This is a genomic window from Synechococcus sp. PCC 6716 (genome assembly GCF_022570815.1).
GTDB classification, from domain to species: Bacteria; Cyanobacteriota; Cyanobacteriia; order Thermosynechococcales; family Thermosynechococcaceae; genus Thermosynechococcus; species Thermosynechococcus lividus.
The window spans coordinates 178,194-200,528 of sequence record NZ_JAKLTU010000002.1 but is presented as its reverse complement, the minus strand read 5'-3'; the positions used below and the strand labels follow the sequence as shown (position 1 = coordinate 200,528).

Annotated in this window: 21 protein-coding genes and 1 pseudogene; 13 read left to right on the top strand and 9 right to left on the bottom strand. The window is 52.5% G+C overall.

What is annotated here, in order from left to right; genetic code table 11:
• Positions 1–539, top strand: a 539-nt coding sequence (locus L5220_RS03880; RefSeq protein ID WP_499571715.1) for an IS110 family transposase, incomplete at its 5' end; no start/stop codon positions are given.
• 258 nt (positions 540–797) lie between these two features.
• Here the strand turns inward: L5220_RS03880 and sodB are convergent.
• Positions 798–1,400: a superoxide dismutase [Fe] gene (gene sodB, locus L5220_RS03875; RefSeq protein ID WP_099799214.1), complete on the bottom strand. Its 603-nt coding sequence runs from the start codon at positions 1,398–1,400 to the stop codon at positions 798–800.
• Positions 1,401–1,597: 197 nt separating this feature from the next.
• On the opposite strand from sodB, the gene L5220_RS03870 reads away from it, so the two are divergent.
• The 3 genes from L5220_RS03870 (at position 1,598) to L5220_RS03860 (ending at position 6,265) form a co-directional block, all read left to right on the top strand.
• Complete coding sequence (locus L5220_RS03870) at positions 1,598–3,085, top strand: phosphoglucomutase/phosphomannomutase family protein (RefSeq protein WP_499571713.1); 1,488 nt, start codon at positions 1,598–1,600, stop codon at positions 3,083–3,085.
• Between the two features lie 89 nt (positions 3,086–3,174).
• Positions 3,175–5,436, top strand: coding sequence for a transglutaminase TgpA family protein (locus tag L5220_RS03865; RefSeq protein WP_499571710.1), 2,262 nt, complete (start codon positions 3,175–3,177; stop codon positions 5,434–5,436).
• Between the two features lie 109 nt (positions 5,437–5,545).
• The gene (locus L5220_RS03860) at positions 5,546–6,265 is read left to right on the top strand and encodes an NnrU family protein (RefSeq protein WP_099799216.1); all 720 of its coding nucleotides are present in this window, start codon (positions 5,546–5,548) and stop codon (positions 6,263–6,265) included.
• A gap of 253 nt (positions 6,266–6,518) precedes the next feature.
• Here L5220_RS03860 and L5220_RS03855 read toward each other — a convergent pair whose 3' ends face one another.
• On the bottom strand, positions 6,519–6,938 hold the full coding sequence (locus L5220_RS03855; RefSeq protein ID WP_099799217.1) for a photosystem I reaction center subunit II PsaD: 420 nt from the start codon (positions 6,936–6,938) through the stop codon (positions 6,519–6,521).
• A 263-nt stretch (positions 6,939–7,201) separates the two neighbouring features.
• Here L5220_RS03855 and L5220_RS03850 point away from each other — a divergent pair, with 263 nt between their 5' ends.
• From L5220_RS03850 to L5220_RS03840, 3 genes are all read left to right on the top strand, one after another.
• Positions 7,202–7,405, top strand: coding sequence for a hypothetical protein (locus L5220_RS03850; RefSeq protein ID WP_099799218.1), 204 nt, complete (start codon positions 7,202–7,204; stop codon positions 7,403–7,405).
• Between the two features lie 97 nt (positions 7,406–7,502).
• The gene (gene argH / locus L5220_RS03845; protein ID WP_499571707.1) at positions 7,503–8,894 is read left to right on the top strand and encodes an argininosuccinate lyase; all 1,392 of its coding nucleotides are present in this window, start codon (positions 7,503–7,505) and stop codon (positions 8,892–8,894) included.
• A 98-nt stretch (positions 8,895–8,992) separates the two neighbouring features.
• Positions 8,993–9,709, top strand: a complete 717-nt coding sequence (locus L5220_RS03840; RefSeq protein ID WP_099799220.1) for a biliverdin-producing heme oxygenase — start codon at positions 8,993–8,995, stop codon at positions 9,707–9,709.
• 147 nt (positions 9,710–9,856) lie between these two features.
• Here L5220_RS03840 and L5220_RS03835 read toward each other — a convergent pair whose 3' ends face one another.
• Positions 9,857–10,381, bottom strand: a complete 525-nt coding sequence (locus L5220_RS03835) for a Uma2 family endonuclease (RefSeq protein WP_499571704.1) — start codon at positions 10,379–10,381, stop codon at positions 9,857–9,859.
• Between the two features lie 15 nt (positions 10,382–10,396).
• Positions 10,397–10,606 carry a hypothetical protein gene (locus L5220_RS03830; protein WP_499571702.1) on the bottom strand — a complete coding sequence of 70 codons (210 nt, stop codon included), beginning with the start codon at positions 10,604–10,606 and terminating at the stop codon, positions 10,397–10,399.
• Positions 10,607–10,746: 140 nt separating this feature from the next.
• On the opposite strand from L5220_RS03830, the gene L5220_RS03825 reads away from it, so the two are divergent.
• Both L5220_RS03825 and cysC read left to right on the top strand, forming a co-directional pair.
• Positions 10,747–11,904 carry an RNA-guided endonuclease InsQ/TnpB family protein gene (locus L5220_RS03825; RefSeq protein WP_499571700.1) on the top strand — a complete coding sequence of 386 codons (1,158 nt, stop codon included), beginning with the start codon at positions 10,747–10,749 and terminating at the stop codon, positions 11,902–11,904.
• Positions 11,905–11,952: 48 nt separating this feature from the next.
• Positions 11,953–12,510: an adenylyl-sulfate kinase gene (cysC, locus tag L5220_RS03820; protein ID WP_099799456.1), complete on the top strand. Its 558-nt coding sequence runs from the start codon at positions 11,953–11,955 to the stop codon at positions 12,508–12,510.
• Between the two features lie 81 nt (positions 12,511–12,591).
• Here cysC and L5220_RS03815 read toward each other — a convergent pair whose 3' ends face one another.
• A complete protein-coding gene (locus tag L5220_RS03815) occupies positions 12,592–13,809 on the bottom strand; it encodes an ABC transporter permease (protein ID WP_099799455.1) in 1,218 nt (405 codons plus the stop codon).
• 723 nt (positions 13,810–14,532) lie between these two features.
• Between L5220_RS03815 and L5220_RS03810 the strand changes: the two genes are divergently transcribed.
• From L5220_RS03810 to L5220_RS03795, 4 genes are all read left to right on the top strand, one after another.
• The gene (locus L5220_RS03810; protein ID WP_499571698.1) at positions 14,533–14,778 is read left to right on the top strand and encodes a DUF7219 family protein; all 246 of its coding nucleotides are present in this window, start codon (positions 14,533–14,535) and stop codon (positions 14,776–14,778) included.
• Between the two features lie 41 nt (positions 14,779–14,819).
• Positions 14,820–16,196 (top strand): magnesium transporter, encoded by a 1,377-nt coding sequence (gene mgtE, locus L5220_RS03805; protein WP_499571696.1) that lies wholly within the window; start codon positions 14,820–14,822, stop codon positions 16,194–16,196.
• A gap of 3 nt (positions 16,197–16,199) precedes the next feature.
• The gene (locus L5220_RS03800; protein WP_099799454.1) at positions 16,200–16,901 is read left to right on the top strand and encodes an MgtC/SapB family protein; all 702 of its coding nucleotides are present in this window, start codon (positions 16,200–16,202) and stop codon (positions 16,899–16,901) included.
• A 120-nt stretch (positions 16,902–17,021) separates the two neighbouring features.
• On the top strand, positions 17,022–18,113 hold the full coding sequence (locus tag L5220_RS03795; RefSeq protein WP_448514567.1) for an AI-2E family transporter: 1,092 nt from the start codon (positions 17,022–17,024) through the stop codon (positions 18,111–18,113).
• Here the strand turns inward: L5220_RS03795 and L5220_RS03790 are convergent.
• From L5220_RS03790 to L5220_RS03775, 4 genes and pseudogenes are all read right to left on the bottom strand, one after another.
• Positions 18,106–18,303, bottom strand: a pseudogene (locus L5220_RS03790) (hypothetical protein); the annotation flags it as partial. The gene L5220_RS03795 and the pseudogene L5220_RS03790 overlap by 8 nt on opposite strands.
• Before the next feature lie 128 nt (positions 18,304–18,431).
• The gene (locus L5220_RS03785; protein ID WP_499571693.1) at positions 18,432–19,148 is read right to left on the bottom strand and encodes a biotin--[acetyl-CoA-carboxylase] ligase; all 717 of its coding nucleotides are present in this window, start codon (positions 19,146–19,148) and stop codon (positions 18,432–18,434) included.
• Positions 19,149–20,759 carry an NYN domain-containing protein gene (locus L5220_RS03780; RefSeq protein WP_499571691.1) on the bottom strand — a complete coding sequence of 537 codons (1,611 nt, stop codon included), beginning with the start codon at positions 20,757–20,759 and terminating at the stop codon, positions 19,149–19,151.
• 100 nt (positions 20,760–20,859) lie between these two features.
• On the bottom strand, positions 20,860–22,056 hold the full coding sequence (locus L5220_RS03775) for an RNA-guided endonuclease InsQ/TnpB family protein (protein ID WP_499571689.1): 1,197 nt from the start codon (positions 22,054–22,056) through the stop codon (positions 20,860–20,862).
• Positions 22,057–22,335: the final 279 nt, after the last annotated feature.

The window sequence follows — 22,335 nt, the reverse complement described above, 5'->3', positions numbered from 1 at the left end:
CAGGCTTACGCGGAACAGCCCAAGCAGATATAGCAGCTCACATTGCATGGCTCAAAGACCGCATTCAGCAACTAGACGAGCAGATCGCCACCCAAATCCATCCATGTCAGCCCTGGCAGGCAAAACAGACGCGGCTGATGACGGTTCCAGGGGTGGGCAAGGTCGTCGCCGCGACCTTGTTAGCCCTGTTGCCAGACCTGGGACAGTTGTCCACTCGAAAAATCAGTGCGCTGGTGGGCGTTGCCCCATTCAACCGAGATAGTGGGCAGAAGCAAGGCAAACGCGCTATCGTTGGTGGTCGTGCTGCTGTGCGTCAACTGTTGTACATGGCAGCTTGGGTGGCGGTGCGCCATAATCCAGTGATTCGCGTCTTCTCTCACCGCTTATTAGCGAAGGGCAAGGCTACCAAAGTAGCGTTAGTGGCTTGTATGCATCAGCTATTAACAATTCTCAATGCCATGCTCAACCATGGTACGGACTGGCAGCCGTCCAACTCAGATGGGAGTCCATCGGCTGTTCCAGCATCATCATTTGCTTGACTTTTAAGATAATCGCTTCTCCTTGGGGAGAAAGGTTGGGGATGAGGGAATTCATAGCTACATTCAGCAACACCGACGCTAGCTCCTCACCTCCTGTCCTTAGGGTGCCAACACTGATCCTGTGGTGATTGGCGGGCACCTATCGCGTCTCAAACCCACAAAAATTTACATTACCCTAGGCAACTACACACAACAAACAAGGGTGCAGTGAGACTCCCTACACCCTCTACTTCCCCTGCTGCCAATCAGCGCTAGCCCCTAGGCGGCAGCAAGATTTTTGGCAACAAAGTCCCAGTTCACCAGTTGATTGAGGAAGTTATCGATAAAGTCAGGGCGGCGATTTTGAAAGTCCAAGTAGTACGCGTGCTCCCAGACATCGAGGGTGAGCAAGGGCACCTGACCGTGAACCAGCGGATTTTCGGCATTAGGGGTTTTCGTGACTTTCAGCGTACCCGCTTCAAGTACGAGCCATGCCCAACCACTCCCAAACTGAGTGGCGGCAGCAGTTTTGAACTGAGACTTAAACTCGTCAAAGCTGCCAAAGGCACTGTTAATACGGGCAGCCACATCGCCAGTTGGGGTGCCGCCCCCACCGGGCTTGAGGCTATTCCAGAAAAAGGTATGGTTCCAAACTTGAGCCGCATTATTGAAAATTCCGGCTTTAGCCGCATCGCCATAGCTGAGCCGAATCACATCTTCTAAGGATTTCTCTGCCAACTCTGTATCTTGGGTGAGTTTGTTCAAATTATCAACGTAGGCCTTATGATGCTTGCCGTAGTGAAACTCAAGGGTTTTGGCCGACATGCCGTAGGGTTCAAGGGCACCGGGATCAAAGGGTAAGGGGTCTTGTACAAATGCCATAGTGTTCAATACCTCTCTAAAGGGGCTGAGGGTTAGGCGACTAAGGTGATCATTTCACGACTAGTACTACTATGGGGTACTAATCGCCTCATTAATAATTCGCAATAAATATATTATTACGGTCTAGGGTGAAAGGTGCAATGGAATCTCTGAATCGCCCATGATATGGTCAGAGCAGTCTGGTGATTGACTACCCCATGGTTTCTCCATCGTTACCGCTCTGCCAGGTGTTAGTTGCTGAAAACGCCCCCATTCGTTTTGGCACGGATGGTTGGCGCGGCATTATTGGGGCTGACTTTACGTTTTCACGGCTAGTGCGGGCAGCAAAAGCAGCGGCTTGGGTGTTGCATCGCACCTATGGGTCGGGTACGCCTCGGATGATTGTTGGTTACGATCGCCGCTTTTTGGCGGAGCAGTTTGCGGCGGCGGTGGCAGAGGTGTTGGTCGCTTCAGGGTATGAGGTGTGGCTCGCGAGTCATCCGGCACCGACCCCTGCCCTTAGCTGGGCGGTGAAAGCGGAGACTGCCCTAGGGGCATTGGTAATTACGGCCAGCCATAACCCTGGCATGTATAGTGGCTTAAAGGTCAAGGGAGCCTTTGCTGGCTCGGTTCCCGCTGCTGTGACCCAAGCCATTGAAGCGCAATTAGCCAGCGGTGACTCACCCCCAGTAGGACTCGGTTGTGGGTCGCTCCATTTCTTTGACCCGTGGCCAATGTATTGCGAGGCACTGCAACAGCAGGTGAACTGCACGCCAATTCGTGCAGCGATTGAGGCTGGGCAACTTAGGGTTTATGCCGATGTTATGCATGGGGTGGCAGCAGGGGGTCTGGCTCGCATCCTAGGGATTGCAGTGCCGGAGTTTCGCAGCGATCGCGACGTACTGTTTGGTGGGGGTGCTCCCGAACCCATTGGTCGATATTTACACCAAACGCAGGAGCAACTGCGGCAGATGCCACACACGGGGCAAACGGTCTGCTTGGTTTTTGATGGGGATGCCGATCGCCTCGCCGTGATTGACGGGGAGGGAACCCTTTACACCGCCCAAGAACTCATGCCCATTTTGATCGATCATCTGGCGCAACACAGCCCCTATCGCGGTGCCGTCATCAAGTCGATCAGTAGCTCCGACTTGATAAGTAACGTGGCTGCCCTCCACGGCTTACCGGTCATTGAAACCCCCATTGGCTTTAAGCATATTGCCGATCGCATGGTGGCCGGAGATGCCATTTTACTGGGGGGCGAAGAATCGGGGGGGATTGGCTATGGCCACCACATTCCTGAGCGGGATGCCCTCCTGTCTGCGCTGTACCTGCTAGAGGCGATCGTCACCTCCGGGCGCAGTGTCGGCGAATACTACCACTCTCTGCAGCACCAGGTGGGATTTTTTAGCCATTATGATCGCATCGACTTAAGGCTTGAGACTGAACATCAGCGTCAGCAGCTAGAGCACCTGCTGGCGACGAACCCCCTACAGCGGATTTTAGACAGCGCTGTTGTGGCCTGCAACCGGAGCGATGGCTATAAATTCTACCTCGAGACCGGCGCGTGGCTACTGGTGCGCTTTAGCGGCACTGAACCCCTCCTACGACTGTACTGTCAAGCCCCCTCCCCAGAAGACGTACAGGCGATACTGGCGTGGATGCAGGCATGGCTGTACGAGCGCTTTAGCCCGCCGACAACTTAAGAACGGTCTATCTTGGCTGGCGCACCCGGCCACCAAAGGGGGTGCACCCTTGCTAGGATCCAAAGCGTTGCTTATGGACGATGGTGCCAATGTTCCAGGCTTGGCTGCGCCCGATTTCTGCCTCCCCCATGCTGGCTCCGGCCAAGCATGTTGAAGACTCTCTCATCCTGCGGTTGGGGGTGCTCTGCATGGTCATTGTCGGGATTGTGGCCACGGACATTGCCGCTGAGACCCAAACGAGTGTTTGGGCCGTTCCGTTATCGATCGCTGGGTTTAGCTGGAGTTGGTGGTCGCGTCGGCAAAGGAATGTAGTCGCTAAACTAGCGATTGCCTTGGGAATGGTGATTGCCCTAGTTGTCTTTTTGGGACGTTTAGCTGCCCTCTCCCACGATTCCCGCCTTCTCCTCACTGAGTTGCTCATTCAACTGCAAATTCTCCATAGTTTTGACCTGCCGCGGCGTAAGGATCTGGGTTATTCGATGGTGATTGCCCTGATTCTCATCAGTGTGGCTGCCACCCTTAGCCAAACGATGATGTTTGGTGTATTTTTGCTGGTGTTTTTGGCGATCGCCCTGCCGGTATTAGTGTTAGACTACCGCTCGCGCTTAGGGCTGCTGCCGCTGGCAGTTAACTCCCTAGGGATGTCGTGGCGGCAGTGGTTTGGGCTGTTTGTTTTAATCCTGAGCCTAGGGCTAGGGGTGTTTGTGGTGTTACCCCGGTTTCCGGGGTATCAAATCCGCACCCTGCCCGTGAGTGCTGAAATTCAAGTAGATGGGGAGTTTGATCAAACGCGGGTGATCAACCCCGGCTATGTGAGTGGCAGGGGCGGCGCTGGCGTAGGTGATGATCTGGCAAACCAACGGTTCGATAGTAATTTTTACTACGGCTTTGGTTCTGAAATCGATCAAACCTTGGGTGGTGTGATGACCCCTCAGGAAATTATGCGGGTGAGATCCCAAGCTCCCGGATTCTGGCGAGTACTGGCGTTTGATGACTATACGGGACGGGGCTGGCGCATTAGCAGTAACGATGCTGCTGAAATTCTGCGGCGATCGCCGTGGAGTTTTCGCTATTTGCTGCCTCAGCTCCCCACCCGGGTACCCACCCGCGAAGTCATTCAAACCTATACGGTGGTCTCTGAATTTAGTAATCTCATTCCGCACCTGTACGACCCCCGCGAACTGTACTTCCCCACCCGTGAAATTGCTCGCGATCCTGAAGGCGGGCTACGTGCTCCGGTTCCTCTACCAGAGGGGCTGACCTATTCCGTCATTTCCTACGTTCCCGTGCGCGATCGCTCTATTTTGCGCACTGCTGGCAAAATTCGCAACCCCGCTGCCTACCGTCAGTATCTGCAGGTGCCTGAAGCCTTAACCCCCCGGCTGCAAACCCTCGCCCAAGACCTGTTGGCTAAAGCCGATCGCCCCATTGAGGAACCCTACGAACAAGCTCTTTACCTGACCCAAGCCCTCAAACAGTCCTACCGCCTCGATACCCAAATCCCTAAGCTAGCTGCGGAGCAGGATTTAGTGGCCACCTTTCTCTTTGAATGGCAGGGGGGCTACCCCGATCACTTTGCCAGCGCCTTGACCCTACTGCTGCGCAGTATCGGGATTCCAGCACGATTGGTTACTGGCCTGGGCACGGGGGAATTTAACCCCTTTACGGGCTTGTATATTGTGCGCAATACCGATGCTTATGCCCTCACAGAAGCCTATTTCCCTGAATTGGGCTGGTTTCTGTTTGATCCGATTCCGGGTCACGATCTCTATCCGGCGACCCTAGAGGTGGATCAAACCTTTAGCGTTTTGCAACAGTTTTGGAACTGGGTGACCGGCTGGCTACCGACACCCGTGACGGGCTTTTTCGGTACCCTATTCGCTGCCCTAGAATCACTACTGACGCAGTTTATGGATCTATTTTCCCAAGGGCTGGGCGGAATCATACAAGGCATATTGTTGCTGTGTGGGGCAGCGATCGCCCTCTGGTTTGGCATCTACCTGTGGCAGAGTTGGCGCTATCGGCAACGACTCCGGCGCCTCAGTGCCATTGAGCAACTCTATGTGCAAATGCTAGACTGGCTGGCGCAGCAAGGCTTCCCCAAGCGCAACAGCCAAACCCCTTGGGAATATGCCCAGTACTTGCGAGATGTCCCCCAGCTAGATTCCCTGAGCCAACGCGCCATTGACACCCTCACCCACGCCTACGTCTCGTGGCGGTATGGCGGCGCCGCCCTACCATTACCCGCCCTGCGGCGCGCCCTAGGCCAGCTTAAGGATCAACGCTGGCGATCGCTACAACACACCGCCACCCATTTGAATCGGTTGATCCGCAAGGGTGGCAGCCGCTGAGAACAGTCCCCATGGAATCCCGTACACTCGAAGACTGAGATTTCTGATCGCCCCAACGGTTAGGATCGGGGATAGCACTTACAGGTTTGCATTGGTGGAGGGTTCAGGCATGGATGCCCATACGTGGCAGACCCCGTCACAGTGGATCATGGTAGGGTTACTCCTGCTGTTTGCGATCGCCCACAGCGGCTTGGCCAGTTTGCGCCCTTGGGCCGAAAAACGTATTGGTGCGAGACTGTACCGTATCTTTTTTGCGTTGGTGAGCCTGCCGTTGGCCACGGGGCTAATTGTCTATTTCTTGGCGCATCGCTACGATGGGGTGCAACTGTGGCAACTGCAAGGAGTGCCGGGGCTATCGGCAATAGTGTGGGGGCTGTCGGCACTGTCGTTTCTCTTTCTGTATCCCGCCACCTTTAACCTGCTGGAAATTGCCGCCATCCAAAAACCCGAGATCCATCTCTACGAAACTGGCATTATCCGCATTACCCGCCACCCTCAACTCTGGGGACAGGTGATCTGGTGTGTTGCCCATACCCTTTGGCTAGGAACCTCCTTTACTCTACTGACCTCCTTGGGGCTGATTGCCCATCATTGTTTTGGCGTCTGGCATGGCGATCGCCGCTGGGAAAACCGCCATGGCGAAGCATTTCGTGCCATCAAAGCTCGCACCTCAATCATTCCCTTCAAAGCCATTTGGCAAGGCAAGCAACCCCTCCTGTGGCACGAGTTTTTGCGCCCCGCCTATGTTGGGGTTGCGGTGTTTGTTGCGTTGATCTGGTGGTTGCATCCCTACTTTTACGGCATCAGCACCGCTATAGGTGCCTTGTAACAACCTGTTCAACGCATCGACGGCATAACGGCACAAAAGTACCCCTACGGTTAAACCATAGGGGTCATCGGTGTTGCTGAATGTGGCTATGAATTCCCCCATCCCCAACCCTTCTGCCTAGGGAGAAGGGAGCTAAGAGTCTTATTCCCTCTCCTTTGGGAGAGGGCTAGGGTGAGGGCGGCAACATACTTAATATTCAGCAACGCCGGGTAATCATTGACCGCACTGATGGACGGTCACTGAGGTGATAAACCTAAGGGTCGTAGGGCTTTTTGCCACTGAACTTAAGTTGGGCAGGGTTCGGGTTCTGGCCAATTGAGCGGGGAACGGTGTTGACTGCTTCGCGACCTTGGTTCACTTTTTCTGGGAATACCCCATCTTTCGGATGGAGGAGTACCGTTTCTCCATCAGGAAAGATACGGTAAATCTTGTAGTCATTGATTTTGCGAGGACGCAGTTGCTGAGCCGCTAACGCGAGGCACTGCTCTTTGCGAGCAAGATAAACCAAATTTTCGCCTTCGCGCATTACGGCTGCCCCAGCGGTTGGCATTTCAAAAACCTGCTCTTTGGGGCTAGTCCAGGTGATCGCGTACTTTTCTTCAATGTCGGCTTTGCTGAGGAGGCCGCCAGTGCTGCCACCGTACAGCGGGGGTTGCCCAGTTAGTGTTGTCATGCGAATTTAACTCCCAATCTCCCACGAGATAGTTATGATCTAGGTATTTCAGCTAGATTCAACGGCATCGTAACATTGAAGCTGTAGCCTTGGTATAGGTTTGCGAGAAACTGTAACAGTTTGTTATTGACATCCTCCACCATCCTACAGGACGGGGCTTGCATCCCAATGGGGTTGGTCAGTGGCCGCTCTATCCCTTGGCGATCGCCCCCGCCTCCGCTAGGATAAACTTGAGTTCTGTTGCCCCTATGGATACGTACTCTATGGTCATGCCCACAGAAAACACCACCTTGATGCCCGCCACCGTGACTGTTGAGCCACAAATTCTGGTTGCGCAGAAGTTTAAGGATACCCTTGGGGATGACTTTGCCAAAGCGTGGAATAACTTTGTTGATTCCGGCCAACTTTGGGCACTGATCATTGGCCTTGCCCTCGGCTGGATATTTGGTAAGTTACTCAATTTTTAGCGTACTGTTTTAGCGTAGTGTTTAGTGCCGCGGACGTCCCTATCCCCGATGGGGTAATTCATCTTGGGCATCATTCCTTTCCATCTGAGGCCAGCATGTGAGTACTCAACCGCAACCTTGGAGTCAACGCTTTGAGAGCGCTCTACATCCGGCGATCGCCCGCTTTAACGCCAGTATTGGCTTTGATATTCGCCTGATTGAGTATGATCTGACCGGTTCCCAAGCCCATGCCAAAATGTTGGCGAAAACTGGCATTATCAGCCCTGAAGAAGGGGAACGCCTGATCCAAGGCCTTGAGCAGATCCGTCAAGAATACCGTCAGGGGCGCTTTAGCCCCGGCATCGATGCCGAAGATGTTCACTTTGCCGTGGAGCGGCGCTTAACAGAACTTGTGGGAGATGTGGGCAAAAAGCTCCACACGGCTCGCTCCCGTAATGATCAGGTGGGCACGGATATTCGCCTTTATCTGCGCGCCGAAATTGATCAGATTCAGCAGCAACTGCGGCAGTGGCAGCGCACCCTCCTTGAGGTGGCCACCCCCCACGTGGAGACCCTGATCCCGGGCTATACCCACCTACAGCGGGCGCAACCCCTGAGCTTGGCACACCATCTGCTGGCCTATGTGGAGATGGCAGAACGCGACTGGCAACGCTTGGCTCAACTTCGGCAGCGGGTAAATGTCTCTCCCTTGGGGGCAGGTGCGCTAGCAGGAACCACCTTTCCCATCGATCGCCACTACAGTGCGCAATTACTCGGCTTTGCTGAACCCTATCGCAATAGCCTTGATGCCGTTAGCGATCGCGACTTTGCCATTGAATTCCTGTGCGCCGCTAGTTTAATTATGGTGCACCTGTCGCGGTTGGCCGAAGAGGTCATCCTCTGGGCATCGGAGGAGTTTGCCTTTATCCAGCTCACCGATACCTGCGCCACTGGCTCAAGCATTATGCCGCAAAAGAAAAACCCCGATGTGCCTGAACTGGTGCGGGGGAAAACTGGGCGGGTGTTTGGCCATCTTCAAGCGCTCTTAGTGGTTATGAAGGGGCTGCCCTTGGCCTACAACAAAGATCTCCAAGAAGACAAAGAAGCGATTTTTGATGCGGTGGATACAGTTACTGCCTGCCTAGAGGCCATGACCATTTTAATGGCGCAAGGGATTGTCTTTCAGCCTCAGCGCTTAGCCGCAGCAGTCAATAGTGATTTTGCCAATGCCACCGATGTCGCAGACTATCTGGCCAGTAAGGGGGTGCCCTTCCGCGAAGCCTATAACCTCGTGGGGCGAGTGGTCAAAACCTGTCTAGAGCAAGGTAAATTTCTTAAGGATTTAACCTTGCAAGAGTGGCAGGCTCTGCACCCCGCGTTTGAAAACGACATTTACGAGCGCATTACCCCACAGCAAGTGGTGGCAGCACGGAATAGCTATGGCGGCACCGGCTTTGCCCAAGTCCGCACCGCTCTTGAGGAGGCGCGGCGACGCCTTAATGATTTTTAATGAAAAACGGTACCGCTTGCCCGTAGCCTGAGAATTAGACTGTTTTTGCGGTCGAGTTTAGATACAAAACGTTGCAAGCTCTTAAGAAGGATTCCGTAATGACTACGTCTCTAGCAACGAAATTGCGCGAAGGCACCAAAAAAGCCCATACAATGGCGGAGAATGTTGGCTTTGTGCGTTGCTTCCTCAAAGGAACGGTTGAAAAAAGCTCCTACCGCAAGCTCGTTGCCAGCCTTTACCACGTGTACAGTGCCATGGAAATGGAAATGGAGCGGTTGAAAGACCACCCCATCGTGGGCAAAATTTATTTTCCCGAACTCAATCGTAAGCATAGCCTTGAGCAGGACTTGGCCTACTACTTTGGCGCCAACTGGCGTGAGGAGGTGACTCCGTCTGCGGCGACTCAAGCTTACGTGGCTCGTATTCACGAGGTTGCTACTACGGCTCCCGAACTGCTCGTGGCACATTCCTACACGCGCTACCTCGGAGACTTATCGGGGGGGCAAATCCTTAAAGGGATTGCGGAGCGAGCCATGAACCTCCACGATGGCGAAGGCACTGCCTTTTACCACTTTGAGGCCATCAGTGATGAAAAAGCCTTTAAGCAGCTTTATCGCCAACGCTTGGATGAGCTAGCGGTGGATGAAGCGACCGCCGATCGCATCGTGGATGAAGCCAATGCTGCCTTTGGCATGAATATGAAGCTGTTCCAAGAGCTGGAAGGGAATCTGATTAAGGCGATTGGTCAATTGCTCTTCAACAGCCTCACTCGTCGCAAGCAGCGGGGCAGCACGGAACTGGCCACAGCAGAATAGTTGGTAAAGGAGAGGGAACAGGAGATAGGGAAAAGAGGAGAGTCTCTTCTCGCTCCTCATAGGCAACACTGTAGGGGCGTGGTTACCATGCCCTTCCAAGGATTACTGATGGTACAGTCTTTTTCAAAAATCGCCTTACTGGTTAAGTCAGACAGTTTCTTGTGGTGTTTCGGGCGATCGTTGAGCAAAATCTTGCGGAATCTGCTCCCGCAATTGCTGGATAAAGGCATGATGCTCTGGTGTCTGTAGCCCCTGTTGCAGAGTTGCCAGCACCAGCACCATGTCGCCTGCTAGCAGTGCGGGTAAAGCCAGCCAAAGACCCGGAAACATAGGGTTACGCAGGATACCAGCAGAGTCGGGTTGCAGGGGAATATAGTCACCGTTTTGGAGGTGAAACCAGTCCAGCTTGCGATCAAGCACTTGCCACACCAAGTACTCTTGTACGCCGTTACGTCGGTAGGCACGTTTCTTATCTCGCAGGTCGATTGTGGCCGAACTGGCAGCAATTTCGATCACCAGTTCCGGTGCCCCCTCAATATAACCATCGGTGCTGAAGCGGGTTTGCCCCCCTGCACGAGGGTCAATTAACAGGATGGCATCGGGTTGGAGTTCGTTGTCCAAATCTAGCCGTACGGTAGCGTTATCCCCCAAACGAGTGCCAGGAGTTGACACCTTGTAACTCCAGAGTCAACCAATCAGGTTGGCGTGGGGTTCGGCATGGGATTCAAAGCCCAGGGGAGAGGCTATGTAGACAATTCCCTCAATCAGTTCGGCTTTTTTGACCTGGGGCATGGCGGCATAGCGCTGCTCAAATTCCCAGCGCGTCAGGGCATCACCATTTTCTAGCGGTGGCAGGGTAGGATGGGGTGGTGTAGTGTGGGAAAGGGAACGGTTCATCGTCACAGAAAACCTCCGAGAAGCCCCGCACCTTCAGGTCGGGGAGGGACAGGAGCGGCAATTGAGAGGGGTTCAATACCCCCGAAATTGCCAAGTTTAGTACGCTTGTTTTTCATAGTTACATGTGGAAATATAACAGGATGAAACAAACTCTGACATTAGTTTGCAAACTTGCAACCACACCTGAACAAAATGCCAAGATTGAGGCAGTGCTTCAGGCGTTTGCTGCTGCTTGCAACTATGCCAATGAGCGAGTCAAACCCAAAACAACCAGCAAAACAACGATTCAGTCGTTGGTCTATAACGACCTGCGAGAACAATTTGGGTTGAGTGCTAATCAGGCAGTCAGGGTTTGTGCTAGGGTTGGGGCGAATCGAAAAACAGCCAAAGTGAAGGGCAAACCTGTCAAAGCGTTTCGTCCAACTTCGGCAGACTACGATGCCCGAATCTTCTCTTTTCGGGAGACGGATTGGACAGTCAGCCTGACCCTGCTGGGATGTAGAGAACACATCAAACTGGACATAGGACACTACCAGCGCGGCCAGCTGAAGGGGTGTCAACCCACGTCGGCTCAACTGTGCAAGCATAGAGATGGAAGATACTACATCCACATTCAACTGAGCGACGAAGCTCCTGAACCCATTCGGTCGGACAAGGGGATTGGCGTTGATTTCGGTCGGCGTGAAATCGCTAAAACTAGTACCGATAACGGTTGGGATGCTAAGCAGTTGAATCAAGTTCGAGATCATTTCGCCAAAGTGAGAGCATCGCTCCAGCAAAAAGCCTCGAAGGGCACACGGTCGAGTCGGCGTCGATGCCGACAAGTCCTGCAACGGCTGTCGGGGAGGGAGAGACGTTTTCAGCGATGGCTCAATCATTCCATCAGTGCATCCATCATTCGTGAAGCAAAACACCTCCATGCCATTGTTGCTATCGAGGATTTGACCGGCATTCGCGATAGAATCAACCAGCAACCGAGAAACACGACCGAGCGGAGACGGTCTAACAGTTGGGCGTTCTATCAGTTGCGACAATTCTTGGAATACAAGGGTATCAAGGAAGGAGTTGAGGTGGTTGCTGTACCCCCTGCCTATACCAGTCAAACCTGCCATTGTTGCTTGCATATTGGGTTGAGAACTGAAAAAAAGTTCAAGTGTGGGCATTGCGGATGGATTGGTGATGCAGACCTAAATGGAGCAATCAATATTGCGCTTTTGGGGCAGTCCGTAACGCTGCCTGGAGGCTCCTGGCTGGCTTGCGAGATAGCCGGAGGGCTACAGAAAGCCTCGCCCTTCTAGGGCGGGGAAGTTTACTTTATACCTAACCTATGACTTTATACCTAACCTATGACACAACGCCAAGGTTTAACGGTGTGGTTCACCGGTCTCTCTGGGGCGGGTAAGACAACCCTTGCCCACTACGTTTTCAAACATCTTTGCGAAGCAGGCTATCCTGTCGAGATGCTGGATGGCGATATTATCCGTCAACACTTGACCAAGGGGCTGGGATTTTCTAAAGAGGATCGAGATGAAAATATTCGCCGGATTGGCTTTGTGGCTGAACTGCTCACCCGGCATGGGGTGATTGTCATTGTCTCGGCCATTTCCCCTTACCGCGAGGTGCGGGAGGAGGTGCGGGCTAAAATTGGTCGCTTTGTGGAAGTGTTTGTCAACGCCCCCCTGATGGTGTGCGAACAGCGGGATGTGAAAGGGCTATACAAACGGGCGCGGGCTGGGGAAATTCGCAACTTTACGGGAATTGATGATCCCTACGAACCCCCCCTCCATCCAGATGTTGAATGCTGCACCCATCTGGAAAGTATTGACGAGAGTGTGGCTAAAATTCTCAAGTTCGTGATGACAATGCTAACCTCAGAGCCGCAAGGTACTACCGCAGTAGGTTAGGCAGTGCGATGATCTCAAATACTATGCCAAGACACTAGCTACGCTGAACCATCGGCTCCTTTGCGGCTTCTAATAGAGAGCCTAGGCACTTCGTAAGGCCACAATGGGGTCAAGCTGGGCGGCGCGTTGGGCGGGAACGACCCCAAAAAATAGACCGATACTGCCGGAGACGCCAACGGCTAAGACAACAGCGACGGGGGCAACACCTGCCTCTAGGGGTGTGAGGGCAGCCACCAAGAGCACACCACCCACCCCTAGCCCGGTTCCCAGTAAGCCCCCTAGAGCCGAGAGGATAATGGCCTCAATCATAAACTGTGCCAGAATATCCCGCTGTGTGGCACCAATGGCTTTACGGAGGCCAATTTCTTGGGTGCGTTCTGTCACTGAAACCAGCATGATGTTCATAATGCCAATCCCGCCCACCAGCAGAGAAATGCCGGCGATCGCCGCCAGCATCAGGGTGAGGGCATTGCTAATGTTCCCAATGATTTGCAGGGCTTCTTTTTGGGTTTGGATGGTAAAGTCATCCTCATCCACAATTTGGTGCCGCAGGCGCAGCAGGTTAGTAATCTGGAACTTTGCGGCATCAATACTTTGCTCATCCCGCGCCGATACAGAAATAAAGGTTAAGGAAATACCATAGGGCGATCGCTGGCCAACAATCCGTGAGGCCATCGTCGTAATAGGAATGTAGGCGGCTTCATCTTGGTTATTCCCAAGAAAGGCTCCCTTTTCTGCCATTACCCCAATGACTTCAAAGGACAGATTTTTAATGCGAACCTGTTGTCCAATAGGGTTTTCGTTAATAAATAGCTTTTTGGCTAGGTCGGATCCCAAAATCACCACCCGCCGATGCCGCTCCAAATCTTGGTCGGAAATAAACCGTCCCCGCTCAACAGTAAAGTTGCGTACCGAGGGAAAGGTGGGGGTGGTGCCCACAATCAGGGCGTTCGTATTGCGCCCACGATAGGTGATGCGCTGTTGCACTTGAATTTGGGGAGCGACTTCAGCCACGGTGGGAATTTGCGTGGCGATCGCCTTGGCATCCTCTAGCACAAGGGTTTGCGGCACTTCAAAGGTACGGTTACGGGCTTGGGGGGTTCCCGGCACAATAAATAGCGTATTTGGGCCGAGGGACTCAAACTGTCCTGCTGCATACCGCTGTGCTCCTTGCCCCACCCCCACCATCGCAATGACCGCAGCATTGCCAATCATAATGCCCAGCATGGTTAGACCACTGCGCAGGCGGTTGGCCTTGAGGGTGGCGATCGCCATGCGAATACTTTCACCAATATCCATGTTGCCTTTGACTCACGGGTTCCGGTTACTGCACTCAATGTAGCGCAAATAACATTGACAACGTTGGCAACAGTATTTATACTATACCGTGGCATTAAGGGGGTTAACGCCAACTACTGCCATTTTAGACCTTAGGAGAAACCACGTATGGATTCTAGTAGTAGTAACCAAAGTGTTGCTTCTCAAGAACCCATTCCTGCTAACGAAGACCCCTGCCATAGATGGAGCGGTATTCACGGGGCGATCGCTTAGATGAGTCTGGCTTGCAACCTCAATCCTTGGGATTAGGAGTGCCGAATTACGATTCATCTGCGCCCGTTCCAGAGCAGGTTCGCTGCAATACGGAGATGAATCATGCGCACTATCCTCTGCGATAAGTACGTTCCCTTGGATTGTCGTATTTTGGCTGGTCAATCTCAAGCCATTCCATAACTTTTTGAGTCTTTCCATAGGCTGTGCTCACAGGATTCTGCGGGCAACAGATGACACAACCAAGCTCCCCATAGTTGCTCTGGGCAGGCTCAGGGTAATGGGGGTGGCTTTCTATTGTGCTTTTGGAGTCTAACACCTCTCAACAAAAACAGGGCTATGCTTTAGCGCTGCCTAGCCTGTAGCTGCTAATGCTGAGCATTTTTCGTGGGCATTGCCATCACCCACAACCTTATTGCAGTTTCAGTGTTTCCAGTCTTCGCCTTACCTTAAATGTCTCCATGGAGGTAAATCATGTCTCATGAACTAAAGAAAAGGTTTCTGTGCCCCTACATTCCCTACCGTGGTCAGATCACCCTTGACACGCTGACCTTTGATGCCAACCTACAGGAATTTGCCCAGCGCTCAGGCCTCATTGCTGCGCTGCATTCTGCCGGAAAACTCTCCTCCGAGGAGGCCTTTGCATCCATTTCTAGTCTCTGGTGGGAATTAGCAGATGCGTATTTACCGCTGGCGCACTCCCGCCCCACCGACGCTTAGACAGTATCAAACAGTATCAACAACGGATAAGGAGCACGCCAATGATTAGGAACCCCCTTGAGGATTTGCTGACCTACCCCCAAGGCTTAGGTGCAGCCAAGCGGACAGCAAATCAACTGACCACTTCTGACCTAGTGCGCGCCCTGCGGCAAATTGACCCAGCTAAGCGAGTACTGGCGTTTCGGCTCCTCGAAAAAGACAAAGCCATCGCCGTGTTTGAAGCCCTGACTCCCGATGAGCAGGCCACCCTCACTGAAGGTATGACCGATCCGGAAATCATTAGCATTTTAGAGGCTCTTGAAGCAGATCAACGGGTTCGTCTTTTTGAAGAGCTGCCAGCAAAGGTGACCAAACGCCTACTCAGCCAACTCAGCCCCGAATCACGGCAGGCGGTAAACTTACTCCTTGGCTACCCTGAGGGCACCGTTGGCCGCCGGATGAACCTGCGTTATCTGGCTTTGCGAGACACCATCACAGTGGGGGAGGCGATCGCCACCATCCGCAATAGCAGTGTTGAGGCTGAAGAGCTAGGCATTATTTTTGTCATTGATGACCAGCGGTTTTACCGTGGCTTCCTGCGCCCAATTCAGCTCATGAAAGCCATGCCGGAGCAACCCATTCAACAGCTATTGCAAGGACAAGACATTGCTGTGGCCGTAACCGCACCGGAACTGACTGCTGCGAGGCTCCTCAAGGACAATGATTTACCCGCTATCCCCGTAGTGGATCAAGAAGGACGGCTTGTTGGCGACCTGACGTTTGATGATGTCTTGGATCTCATTGAAGAAGAAGCAACGGACGTGATCCTAGCGCAAGCAGGGGTAGGCAACCTGATTAGTCGTGATCAAATTTGGAGCGAAAAGTTAGTCCGCGGTCCCATTCGCTACGCCATACAGTTACGGATTGCTTGCCTGATCATTACCCTCATCGGTGGCATGATGGTTGGAGGAGTGATCCAATACTTTGAGGAGGTGCTGGAAGCCGTTGTGGCTGTGGCAATTTTTATTCCGGTGGTGATGGATATGGGTGGCAATGTGGGCACCCAGTCCACCACTGTGTTTGCGCGGGGGTTAGCTTGGCAACAGATTGATATTCGCCACTACAGCGGCTACTTGTTCCGAGAACTGCGGATTGGTGCCATTATGGGGTTGATTTTAGGCACGGCAGGCGGACTGATTGCCCTAGCATGGCAGGGGTTACCCAATGATGTCCCCCAATTGGGTGCAGCCGTAGGAATATCGTTGTTTATTGTGATTACCTTAGCTGCCGTTCTCGGGGCATTGCTCCCGTGGATACTGCTGAAATTAGGGTTTGATCACGGTCCAGCCGCGGATCCGTTTATCACGACCATCAAGGACTTTACGGGGTTACTGTTGTACTTTTATCTTGTCAGCCTGTTCCTTGGCATATCGGCCTGAGCGATGACAACTACTGATTTTATCGTGCGTCTTGTCGTGGCGTTCTGCCTAGGGGCAGCTCTAGGTCTAGAGCGGCAATGGCGACAACGCATGGCAGGGTTGCGCACCAATACCCTTGTAGCGACGGGGGCGGCTCTCTTTGTGATGCTCTCGGCACTCACGCCCGGAGATGCCAGCCCCACTCGGGTGGCAGCGCAAGTTGTTTCGGGGATTGGTTTTTTGGGCGGTGGTGTCATCCTACGGGAAGGACTGTCTGTGCGGGGGCTAAACACAGCAGCAACGCTGTGGTGCGCAGCGGCAGTGGGATCACTGAGTGGAGCTGGTTTGCTCTATCAGGCAACGTTAGGGGCGATCGCCGTCTTGGCCGCTAACTTAGTATTGCGTCCCCTAGGCTATCGGATTAACCAACAACCCCTCAAGGGCACAGAGTTAGAACTGTGCTATCGCTGCGATGTGATCTGCCATAGCCAGAGCGAAGCCTTGATCCGTGCGTTATTTTTGCAATCCATCGGTAATACTAAACTCACGCTGCGATCGCTGTTTAGCGAAGATTTGGAAGATAAACCAGACTATGTTCAGGTACAGGCCGAGCTCACCACTCAAGAGCGGAACGACGAACGACTAGAGCAAATTGTCAGTCGCCTGAGCCTTGAGCCAGGGGTTGTATCCATTCGCTGGCGGATCATTGAGGCAGAGTATGGATGAACTACCCCATCCGGTAGCTGGCAAATCCTGCCGTGAGCGATGCGCCTCTAGGCTGGATCGTCTTTAGAGTAGATTGGTCTAGATTATGATTAGCAGTTGACCCCGTTAGGAAGCAAAACTGTGACATTCGGCCAATGGATTGGCTTACTGGTCTTGGGGGTATGCCTATACATCCTCTGGGAGATCCGCCAAGTACTATTGTTGGTTTTTTTGGCGGTGGTACTGGCAACTGCCCTCAACTGGTTCCAACTGCATTTGCAACGCTTAGGGTTCCGCAGAGGTCGGGCGATCGCCATCAGTATTAGCCTCAGTTTTTTCCTCATTGCTGGCTTCTTTCTAATTATCATTCCCCCCTTTCTCCAAGAAGCACAGCAGTTAGGCGTGCTCATTCCCAAGGGCTTGGGACGGGTAGAGCAATGGCTCGACGACATGAATCATGTGCTACCGAATACGGGGTTGGATGATACTCCCTTGTTAAACCGCCTTGTCACTCAACTGGAGCCGTTTCTAGACCGCATTTTTAATAACTTCTTTGCCCTTTTTTCCAATACCTTAGCGGTGTTGTTGAATACCCTTTTGGTTCTTGTGCTAACGGTGATGCTGGTGATCAATCCCCAGCCCTATCGCAACGGCTTTGTACGCCTCTTTCCCGCGTTTTACCGCTCTCGCATTAATGCAATTCTCACCCAAAGCGAGCAGGCATTGCTGGCATGGCTAGCAGGAACAGGCCTAAATATGCTTGTGATTGGCGTAGTCAGTGGTCTAGTACTAGCCCTGCTAGGGGTGCGCTTAGTCTTGGCGAACGCCTTCTTAGCCGGACTGCTTGAGGCAATCCCTAATATTGGCCCAGCCTTAAGTGTGATTCCACCAATGATCATCGCCTTTATTGACGAGCCATGGCGAGCCGCTGCTGTACTAGCGGCCTACATTGTCATTCAGCAACTAGAACAGTACCTTCTTGTGCCCCTCGTCATGGCAAAACAGGTGGATTTACTCCCTGCTGTGACCCTAGTCTCACAAATTGTCTTTGCCATTTTCTTTGGTTTTCTAGGCTTACTTTTGGCCTTGCCCTTAGTCATTGTTGGCCAGATATGGTTTAGTGAAATTGTTCTTAAGGACATTCTCGATTGCTGGCAGGCGGAGCAACCCGATGCGTCAACTCCGGCTGAAGCAGCAGTGTTAACAGACCCCAGTGAAGCACCTCCTATATAGCCTTTGCGGCATTGCTGAATAGGAATATGATTTCCTGTAAGATGGGCACATCACGGAACTTGAGGGACTGACGTAGCAATCGAATTGGGTGCTTCAGCATGTCTAGGGACTTGGACTAGCACAATGTCTTCCGATGCAACCGGGCAAGATAGTGTCGAAATCGCGTGTTTTCTCCCTCAACTCGCGTCATGTCGTCAAATGTGCTGCGCTCAACTGCATGATTCCGATCGCGAAGCCCGAGAGCTACAAGGTTAAAGCTTAATACCAAGACTAGGTAGCTCTGACCGTTTTCCTAATCATGCCACAACGCCTCGTAAATTACTCGTAAATTATATGACCACTGGCAACCGTAACCACCTCGCCACTGGCCAACCGCAACTGTAGATGACCCTTGGTATTGATGCCAGCGCCTTCTCCTTGCCACAGAGCGGGGGCTATCTTCTGTTGTTGTGTGACCTCTGTAACTTTAATGGCGCGACCCCGCAAAAAGTCCCGCTGACTCACGGCGCTCAACCAGTCGATGGAACTCTCCCAACACCATAACAGTTCCTCGCGAATGGCCATTAACAAGTCTAGTTCCGTCGGTACTGCGGTTGCTTCGGCCACTAGGGTTTGCAAACTAATGGCTTGCGGCAGCTCATCTTTGCTGAGGTTAAGACCAACCCCGACCACTAGCCATCCTTGATGGTGCTCACACAGAAGACCCGCTAATTTTTTCCCCTGGGCCATAACATCGTTAGGCCACTTGAGTTGTAGCTGCTGCCACAACGAGGGCACCACAGATTCAACCGCCTGTACGACCGCTAACCCCGCCACCAAGCTGGGGGCAACGATCGCTGGGGAGGCGGTCACCACAAAGGAGGCAGTAAAACCTCCTGAGCGCCACTGTCGTCCATACTGGCCGCGACCGTGGGTTTGATTGCGGGTATAAATAACTTGGCCGTGATAGAGACTATTGGCATGGCGCAATGCCCACGTATTCGTACTGTCGCAGGTCTCTAACCAAGTCAACCACGGGGGGAGGGGCTGATTCATCTAGCTCTCACGCTGGCTAGACACTGATGGCGGCTTCGGGGACTTAAACGGCAAGAGTTCCTCTAATAGTTCTGGCTTTGGGTGCTCTTGCAAGGGGTGCAGATGAGGCTGAAGCAGTTGACCAATCCACTGTCGTAAGGACGCTTGGCACTGAGCTTCATCGGTAATCGATGCAGCTACAAAGTAGCGATCGCCCCCTTCTGGCGCCGGCACCAGAATACCCGCCTCTTGGCAATTAACTAAGGCCTTTTCAACGTGGCTTGGTGTTAGCTGTGTTGATGTAGTTTTGAGGAATAGGGCAGCAAGCTCTGGTAACTGAGCCGCCACATCACGGTGCTGAAGCAACCATGGCAAGACCTCGGCAAAAGTGGCGGGGAGGGCTAAGGTACATCGTTGTTGTTCCAAGAGTGCCCGATAGGTGGCCAAGCTATGGAGCGGACGTTTCTCAAAGTTGGCTACGGCGATCGCCCTTGGGGGCAAAGACTCGCGCAATCCTAGCTTCAGTTGGTTAGGGCTGCCCTGGAGATGAAACACACAAAACACCGTATTTTTGCAAACGTAACGCAGATACTCCGAAAATTTAACCATCCCCAGTTGCAGGATATGAAACTGGGGTAGCAGCGCCTGCACCGCTTCTTGCACTTTACTGATTGCTAGCCCCTCTTGTCGCAGCATAGCAGCACAGTGAGGATCGCGACGGTACCACTCGAGCACCTCGCGGGTTTTGGCGATCGCCCCTTCTGCTTGACAGGTAGCGCTGCCCCTGAGAGCCTGACAAAGCCGTTGATTATCTGGATCCGCAGGCAGCGCCTTGAGAACAGGGGGACTAGCAATCGCAGGAGGTGCAGCCAACGGCGGTTCGGACTGCCGTGCTAGGGTAGGGTCTGGAATGTGAACAAAGACATCACAAATCGCTTGGAAGCTTTTGCCCGCCGCATCTTCGTAGGCACAGCCAATCACGGTTTTGCCGTACTGCCGCAGTTTTTTAGCAAGGGAACCAAACCCGCCGTCGCCAGAGACAATCACAAAGGTGTCTAGCTGCGGATCTCGGAAGATTGCATCGGTCACATCAATGGCCAACTGAATATCAGCGGCATTTTTACGATTTTCGTAAGAAAATCCAAAGACTTGTACTGGCTCAATTCCCAGTTGGTGCATTTCCCGTCGTAGGGGGCCTAAGCGGGTATCGCTCCAGTTGGCATAGGCTCGCTGCAACAGTACCCGCTCAATGGGATAGACTTCAGTAATGCGCTCTTGGATAGACTTCAGAGAAATTTTGGCAACATCAGAAGTTCTAATGTTGTAGCCCTTAATCAGGTTTTCAATATCATAAAAGATTGCTGTGCGACGGGTTGCACTAGAGGCAGGCAGACGATCCAGTTTAGTTTCTACATCAGCTAGTTTGCGCTCAACAGCGGCTAAGGCCATCTCAAAGGTATGCATAGCTGAATCGGAGGCTTGAGTTCGTCGGCGATCGCTCAGCCAACTGCCGACCAACGCACCAGCAGAACTCACCGCTACAATCGGCATGGGTTGCCGCACAAAGGCGATCGCCACTGAACCAGCGACTACCGCACCTAGAGGAGGTATGCACCACTGCTGCCATCTCATACTTTTTGTATCTTACCGTAACCGTTTCTCTCGACGCTGAGCCACTAGGTACAGTGTGCTCAACCTCCCCAAGAGTCAAGTGAACTACCGCTCATCATCGCTACGCGATAGATAAGCGGCTTCCTTGTTCAACGGGGACAGCATCTAGCAAAACCGAAGTTTTACCAGATGTCTTACGTCCCCTCCCAAAGGCAGTAGAGCTAGTTCCTAACTCCAATATCCGCAAGGCTTCATTTCTTATGTTGATTGCAGCATTTATATCCCTATCATGCTCTGTATTACAAACATCACAAGTCCAATTGCGAACATCAAGCGGTAGGTTACCCACTTGATTGAGGCAAACATGACAGGTTTTTGAGGAAGGAAAGAAACGGTCTACTTCTTGATAAACCTTTCCTTCTCTTTCAGCTTTGTACTTGAGCATGGTACAAAACATCCCCCAGCCAGCATCACTAATCGCTTTGGCTAGCTTGGGATTTCGCACCATCCCTTTCACATGCAGATTTTCTACAGCAATCACTTGGTTTTCGTTGACTATCTTGCGGGATAGCTTGTGCAGAAAATCTTCACGACAGCGAGCTATTTTATGGTGAACGCGAGCGACTCGCTTTCGAGCTTTATCTCGATTGTTGCTCCCCTTCTGTTTGCGAGAAAGCTTCTTCTGTTTGCGCTTTAGGTTACGAGCATGTTTGGCTAAATGCCGAGGGTTGTCGAACTTCGAGCCGTCACTCGTAATTGCGAAGTGAGTCAGCCCTAAATCTATGCCTATTGCTTCCCTCTCAGGACTAGGAGGGGGTTGCTCTCGGCCATCCTCAACGAGGATGGACACATAGTACCTCCCATCTGGATTGAGCGAAACCGTAGCCGATTTGATTTTCCCCTCAAACTCTCGATGTTGACAGCAGTACAATGTCCCAACGTTTCCAGGGAGTTTAACGCAATCCCCTTCTACTTTGACGTTTTGAAGGTAGGTTATCGATTGACGACCTTTTTTGGATTTGAATCTTGGTAGCTTCGCTCTTCCCTCAAAAAAGTTCTTGTAAGCCGTGGATAAATTTAGAGCCACAACTTGCAAGCACTGCGAGTAAGCCTCCTTCAGCCAAGGGTGCTCCTTTTTCAGGCCAGGGAGTAATCCCTGAATAGCTGAGCGGGACAACCCTTTCCCAGTTGATTTGTAGGTTTCTTGGCACAAGTTGAGCGAGTAATTCCAGTACCAGCGGCAGCAGCCAAAGCTCTTGGCTAGGGCTAATTTCTGCTCGTGGGTTGGATAGGCTCTGAACTTGTACGCTTGCAACATTTAGCGTCTTTGGATGTTACTGATAATATCCTACCAGATAGCAAAGAGGATGTGCTACGCACGTTGATTTATGGGTCGCCATTCATCCCACGATTCACCTGCGGTAGAATCGGGGATTTCTTGCGACATTTGTTAAATCCTTTGAGGGGTTTAGTTGAGGGATCCTTTTCACCACGTTGAGAAAGACAACACTCCAACGCAACGCCTGCCATAGCCCTACGTTGTGCGCGTGGCTGAGGCTATCTAGAGAGGGTAGAGAGTCACAACGAATTTCGGATC